The organism is Pseudomonas sp. (assembly GCF_050739655.1).
Lineage (GTDB): Bacteria > Pseudomonadota > Gammaproteobacteria > Pseudomonadales > Pseudomonadaceae > Aquipseudomonas.
In genome coordinates this window covers 1-6309 of the sequence record NZ_JBOIBY010000302.1, presented here as the reverse complement: position 1 = coordinate 6309, position 6309 = coordinate 1, and the positions used below count along the sequence as shown (strand labels likewise).

7 protein-coding genes are annotated in these 6309 nt (G+C 58.4%); 3 read left to right on the top strand and 4 right to left on the bottom strand.

Features of this window, described 5'->3' with window-relative positions; all coding sequences use genetic code 11:
- The first annotated feature begins 518 nt into the window (after positions 1-518).
- A complete protein-coding gene (locus ACRESJ_RS14695) occupies positions 519-2054 on the top strand; it encodes an NCS1 family nucleobase:cation symporter-1 (RefSeq protein ID WP_431758540.1) in 1536 nt (511 codons plus the stop codon).
- 56 nt (positions 2055-2110) lie between these two features.
- On the top strand, positions 2111-2839 hold the full coding sequence (locus tag ACRESJ_RS14690) for an aspartate/glutamate racemase family protein (protein WP_431758539.1): 729 nt from the start codon (positions 2111-2113) through the stop codon (positions 2837-2839).
- 117 nt (positions 2840-2956) lie between these two features.
- On the opposite strand, the gene ACRESJ_RS14685 is transcribed toward ACRESJ_RS14690, so the two are convergent.
- A complete protein-coding gene (locus tag ACRESJ_RS14685; protein WP_431758538.1) occupies positions 2957-3880 on the bottom strand; it encodes a LysR family transcriptional regulator in 924 nt (307 codons plus the stop codon).
- A 125-nt stretch (positions 3881-4005) separates the two neighbouring features.
- Here ACRESJ_RS14685 and ACRESJ_RS14680 point away from each other — a divergent pair, with 125 nt between their 5' ends.
- On the top strand, positions 4006-4752 hold the full coding sequence (locus ACRESJ_RS14680) for a 3-oxoacyl-ACP reductase family protein (RefSeq protein WP_431758537.1): 747 nt from the start codon (positions 4006-4008) through the stop codon (positions 4750-4752).
- 51 nt (positions 4753-4803) lie between these two features.
- Here ACRESJ_RS14680 and ACRESJ_RS14675 read toward each other — a convergent pair whose 3' ends face one another.
- From ACRESJ_RS14675 to ACRESJ_RS14665, 3 genes are all read right to left on the bottom strand, one after another.
- Complete coding sequence (locus tag ACRESJ_RS14675; protein ID WP_431758536.1) at positions 4804-5499, bottom strand: HAD-IA family hydrolase; 696 nt, start codon at positions 5497-5499, stop codon at positions 4804-4806.
- A 122-nt stretch (positions 5500-5621) separates the two neighbouring features.
- Positions 5622-5795, bottom strand: coding sequence for a hypothetical protein (locus ACRESJ_RS14670; protein ID WP_431758535.1), 174 nt, complete (start codon positions 5793-5795; stop codon positions 5622-5624).
- A 107-nt stretch (positions 5796-5902) separates the two neighbouring features.
- On the bottom strand, positions 5903-6103 hold the full coding sequence (locus tag ACRESJ_RS14665; protein ID WP_431758534.1) for a hypothetical protein: 201 nt from the start codon (positions 6101-6103) through the stop codon (positions 5903-5905).
- Positions 6104-6309: the final 206 nt, after the last annotated feature.

Below are 6309 nucleotides of genomic sequence, written 5' to 3'. Positions count from 1 at the left end.
GTGTCATCTAACACTGTGTCTACTGACACTCCGCATTCGCGAGCAAGCCCGCTCCCACAGTGTTATCTGCGCCCCGAAAAAATGTGTACACACGAATGTCACCATCGGTGTCATTTATGTGTGCACTTTTTGTTTCTGCGCCCCCTAAAGTTACATTTCAACGCCTGCACTGCACTCGCAGAATCCTGCTAATCCCCTTCAAAAAATAAATACCTGTTCAACAGGTCAATTTATATCCCAAATTTTTCAGCCACTTGGCGAAAAGCCATAACCAAACGAAATGAGCGGCGCATTGCATAGATCTCCCGAATGGCACAGATCTGGCTTTAGTGCATACATGTTTTGTATACAATCGTCTCAAAACATAAAAACACTTAGATCCGCAAGCCTGAAGCGCCCTATCCCGTACAGGCTGCAGATGCCCCGTAACCAATGATATTCGCTACCCGCGACGAAGATTGCCGAGCCTTGCGCTCATGCACAGTCATCGCGGAGTCGAGCATCAGGAGCCTGCCGGAATGCGTACAAGTCTCTCAAACAACAATATTGCGCTGGATCTGCCCTCCACCCACTCCACCCACAGAGATCAAACACAGCAATGCCCCGTGGTGCTCAGTCCCCGCCTGCATAACCTGGACCTGGCGCCAACCAAGGTCGAAGGCCGGCGTTGGGGCAAGTACAGCATCTTCGCCCTGTGGACCAACGATGTGCACAACATCGCCAACTACTCGTTCGCCATCGGCCTGTACGCGTTGGGCCTTGGCGGCTGGCAGATTCTTCTGTCACTGGGGATCGGCGCGGCGCTGGTGTACTTCTTCATGAACCTCTCCGGCTACATGGGCCAGAAGACCGGAGTGCCGTTTCCGGTCATCAGCCGCATCAGCTTCGGGATCCACGGTGCGCAGATTCCGGCGTTGATCCGTGCCGTTATCGCCATCGCCTGGTTCGGCATTCAGACGTACCTGGCATCAGTGGTATTCCGAGTGTTACTGACCGCCGTCCACCCCGGATTCGCCGAATATGACCACGACTCGATCCTCGGTCTGTCGACCCTGGGTTGGGTGTGCTTTGTGGCAATCTGGTTCGTGCAGCTGGCGATTCTCGCCTATGGCATGGAAATGGTGCGCCGCTACGAGGCGTTCGCCGGGCCAGTGATTTTGCTGACTGTCGCGTCCCTCGCCGCGTGGATGTATTTCCAAGCCGATGCGACCATCGCCTGGTCAATCCGCGAACCGCTGACCGGCGGCGAAATGTGGCGCAATATCTTCGCCGGTGGCGCGTTGTGGCTGGCGATCTACGGCACCTTGATCCTGAATTTCTGCGACTTCGCACGCTCGTCCCCGTGCCGCAAAACCATCAAGATCGGAAACTTCTGGGGCCTGCCGGTGAACATTCTGGTGTTCGCGGCCATCACCGTTCTGCTGTGCGGTGCGCAATTTCAGATCAATGGCCGGATCATCGAGAGCCCGACCGAGATCATCGCCTCGATCCCCAACACCTTCTTCCTGGTGCTCGGTTGCCTGGCGTTCCTGATCGTCACCGTGGCGGTGAACATCATGGCCAACTTCGTCGCGCCGGCCTTCGTGCTCAGCAACCTGGCACCCAAATACCTGACCTTCCGCCGTGCGGGGCTGATCAGCGCCACCATCGCCGTGCTGATCCTGCCGTGGAACCTCTACAACAGCCCACTGGTGATCGTGTACTTCCTGTCCGGCCTGGGCGCCCTGCTCGGCCCGTTGTATGGCGTGATCATGGTCGACTACTGGCTTGTACGAAAAGGTCAGGTCAACGTGCCGCAGTTGTACAGCGAAGACCCGAACGGTGCTTATTACTACAGCCGCGGTGTCAATCTGCGCGCCGTGGCAGCGTTCATTCCTTCAGCCTTGATCGCGATTGTCCTGGCACTGGTACCGGGTTTTCACAGCGTGTCGCCGTTCTCCTGGCTGATTGGCGCCGGTATCGCAGGGATGCTCTACCTGATCATTGCCAAACACCAACCGCACTACGCAGACGTCAGCGGCGAAGCCATCGCTGTGGACAACGTCAGCCATTAACTCCATCGCGGCCCGGCAACCTCGGGCCGCAGAACCACCCGCTATAAGGACTTCCCATGCGAATTCTCGTGGTCAACGTCAACACCACCGAATCCATCACCCAGGCCATCGCCCGCTCGGCTCAGGCAGTGGCCGCGCCCGGAACGGAAATCGTTGGCCTGACGCCCTACTTCGGCGCCGACTCCGTCGAAGGCAACTTCGAAAGCTACCTGGCTGCCATTGCGGTCATGGATCGGGTGATGGCCTACGATCAACCCTTCGATGCCGTGATCCAGGCCGGGTATGGCGAACACGGCCGTGAAGGCTTGCAGGAATTGCTCAACGTGCCGGTCGTGGACATTACCGATGCGGCGGCGAGCACCGCAATGTTCCTCGGTCATGCGTATTCGGTGGTGACCACCCTCGACCGTACTGTGCCGTTGATCGAGGACCGCCTGAAACTCTCCGGACTCTGGGACCGCTGCGCGTCAGTGCGAGCCAGCGGCCTGGCAGTGCTGGAACTGGAACACGAGCCGCAACGTGCATTGGAGGCGATCGTGCATCAGGCGGAACTGGCAGTGACCCAGGATAAAGCCGAAGTGATCTGCCTGGGCTGCGGTGGCATGGCCGGGCTGGATGAGCAAATTCGCCAGCGTACCGGCGTGCCGGTGATTGACGGTGTGACGGCGGCGGTCACCATTGCTGAATCGCTGGTGCGACTGGGATTGTCGACCTCCAAGGTGCGCACGTATGCGACACCAAGGCCGAAACGCATTATTGGCTGGGCGGAGCGGTTTGCCAGATAAACCGCGTTATCGTTCTTCGCGGGCAAGCCCGCTCTCACATTAAATTTGTGACAACCACAAATCCCCCTGTGGGAGCGGGCTTGCTCGCGAAGGGGGCGACTCGGTGCCGAGTCAGACTCATACAGCACTAAACCTGCGCCCCAACCCCTGCTGCGCAAACTGCTCAATCACGAAATCCACAAACGCCCGGGTCTTTCCCGGCAACAGCTTATGCTCGGCGTAATAGATAGAAATATTGCCATCATCGACATACCAATCCGGCAACACCCGCTGCAGCGTCCGCGCCTCCAGATAGCCCACCGCGAACGGCATGCTCACTAGCGCAATGCCCAAACCCTGAGCCGCCGTGGCACAAGCCGCTTCGGAATCGCTCATGGTCATTCGTGTCTTGAGAGTCAACGGACTGTGCTGCTGCGTGCGACTGGTCAACTGCCAGGAACGTACGCGCCCCGTCTGCGGCGAGCGAATGAGAATGCCGTCGTGATGCTTGAGATCATCGGGCTCTAAGATGACTTCGCGCGTCGCCAAATAATCAGCGGACGCCACCAACACACGATGGGCCGGCGTCAGCTTTCGCGCAACCACACCTTGCGGCAACTCAAATCCACCGCCAATCGCGGCATCGAAACCTTGAGCAATCAGGTCGACCTGACGGTTATCGAAATGCCAGTCCGGATTGATCGCCGGAAAACGCTGCAAAAACTCGCCAAGCAATGGCACCACGTACAAGCGCCCGAACGCCGTGCCCATGCTGACTTTCAACGTCCCTGCCGGGCGTCCCTCGGCGCTGGCGAGGTTGGCCACGGCATTCTGGATCGTGTGCAGGCTGGCACTGACTTCACTCAAAAACAGCTGGCCAGCCTCGGTGAGTGTCAGGCTGCGGGTGCTGCGCTGAAACAACCGCACACCCAGCCGCGCCTCCAGCTTGGCCACGCTTTTACCCACCGCAGCCGGGGTCAGACTCAGGCGCCGCGCAGCTTCGGCGAAGCTTCCAACCTCGGCGCTGCGCACAAAGCATTCGATACTGCTGAAGGTTTCCATAGTTGCCACTATAAACTTTTGGTTTACACAGACTATCGCAATTACCGTCTACTCAGCGTGTAATCCTGAATCGATACTAGGCTCCATCAACCGAGACATCTCGCCTCGGGACTTTGGAGATCAACATGACTACTCAGAACCTCAGCGGCAAAGTGGCTTTGATTCAAGGCGGCTCCCGCGGCATCGGCGCCGCCATCGTCAAACGCCTGGCCGCAGAAGGCGCGGCAGTAGCTTTCACTTATGTCAGCTCCACGACCAAGGCCGAAGAGCTGCAAAACAGCGTCATCGCTAACGGCGGCAAAGCCCTCGCTATCAAGGCCGACAGCGCCGACGCCGAGGCCATTCGCAACGCTGTGAGCGCGACTGTGGAAACCTTTGGTCGACTGGACATTCTGGTCAATAACGCTGGCGTGCTGGCCGTTGCACCGCTTGAAGAATTCAAGCTTGAAGATTTCGACCAGACCCTGGCCATCAACGTCCGCAGTGTGTTCATCGCCACCCAGGCGGCAGCCAAACACATGACCGAGGGCGGCCGCATCATCAACATCGGCAGCACCAACGCCGATCGCATGCCCTTCGCCGGTGGTGGCCCGTATGCCATGAGCAAGTCGGCACTGGTCGGCCTGACCAAGGGCTTGGCCCGGGATCTTGGCCCTAAAGGCATCACCGTCAACAACGTCCAACCCGGCCCGGTCGACACCGACATGAATCCGGCACAGGGCGATTTCGCCGAAAGCCTGATCCCGCTGATGGCTGTAGGGCGTTATGGAGAGGTCGAAGAGATCGCCAGTTTCGTTGCTTACCTCGCCGGTCCCGAAGCTGGCTACATCACGGGCGCGAGCTTGACCATCGATGGTGGTTTTGGCGCCTGATAAGTCAGACGCAATCCTGAATGTGGGAGCACCGCTCCCACATTGCTTTTTTCAGGCCCACTCAAGCGCCGGCAAGCCACAGGCACCCGGTACGAATGCCTTGAGCGTACGAAGAATGCCATCGGCATGTGCGTACTTTTCATCGGCCATGGCCGCATCCGGGATCGCAATCGCTGTCATGCCTGCCGCTTTCGCCGCCGTCACACCGAACGGCGAATCTTCGAACACCAGGCAATCCTGCGGGGCAACACCCAAACGCCGCGCGGCGGTGAGGAAGATATCCGGCGCCGGCTTCGCCGCACCTACTTCCGGATCATCGGCGGTGACAACGAAGTCGAACAACGCGAACCAATCGCGGTGCAACGTGGTTTTCTGGCCAAACGACTGGCTCGAAGAACTGGTGCCTACCGCAATGGGAATGTTGTGGGCCTTCAGATGCCGGACCAACTCCTGTGCGCCGGGCATCGCCTGCGCTGTAGGAAATAGCTCGCGCATCAGCGGCTCACGGATCAGCAGAAACTCTTCGGCACTAATCGGCAAATCCAGCGCCTCAACCACATAACGCGCCAGATCACCCGCGCCGCGACCGATGATGTTCTGTTTCACGCTCCAGTCGAAAGTACGGCCATAACGCGCGGCGATCGTCGCCGTGACTTCGGTGTAAATGCCCTCGGTGTCCAGCAGCAAGCCGTCCATATCGAAAATCACGGCCTTGATCGGGCCGAATTCTTTGCGCGGTGCATTCATCGCATCTGATCCGTTTTTAACGACATCCCGGGCGGCTCAGGTACGGCCGGCTCCGTGACTGATTAAAGGTTTCAGCAGCATAGCGAGCGGGGTTGCCATAGAGCAATGGGCAATCTTGAGGGTCAATCCAGCGGCGCGGTCTCGACATCCGTGCGCTTGATGTCTTCGCTGGGCACCTGCTCGACACCTGCGTCATCATCGGGTGGACGTTGGTCACGATCCAACGGATCAGTGGGAGAAGGCAGCGGATACTCGGGGGTTTCGTCGGTGTCGGAGTCTTTCGGGTCAGCGTTCATCGTGCACCTCTCGAAGAGCCTGAAATGCAGGCCCTGACCCTTCGAGGAAAGTCTCAGTGCACGGGTTCGATCAGGAAGACCAGCGGTCGAAGCCGCAACAACGGTCATTAATCCTCCTGACCGCCGTCGTCTTCATCATCATCTTCTTCTTCAAACTCGAGATTTCCGACGTCGCCCGCATCATCGGAATCGTTGAGCGGTACAGTCGCGTCATCCATCAGGGAGCCCGGATCTTCATTGCCAGGATCGTTGATGAATGGCCGTCCACTCGAACCCTTCTCTTCCTTGCCTTCGGTTTCCGGGGTCATGGCGAGCCTCACTTGTTCAGGAGTGTATGAGTTTCGAGGCGTCCTACAGCCAAACGTTCCAGCACCCTGGTGACAGAAACGAAAAACCCGGCGCCTGGCCGTAATGCTGTTCACTTAAGCGAACGAAGACCACTGTAGGAGCGAGCTTGCTCGCGAAAATCTTTAACGATAACGCAGACATTCTGAATGAACGCGGCGTCCTGAAG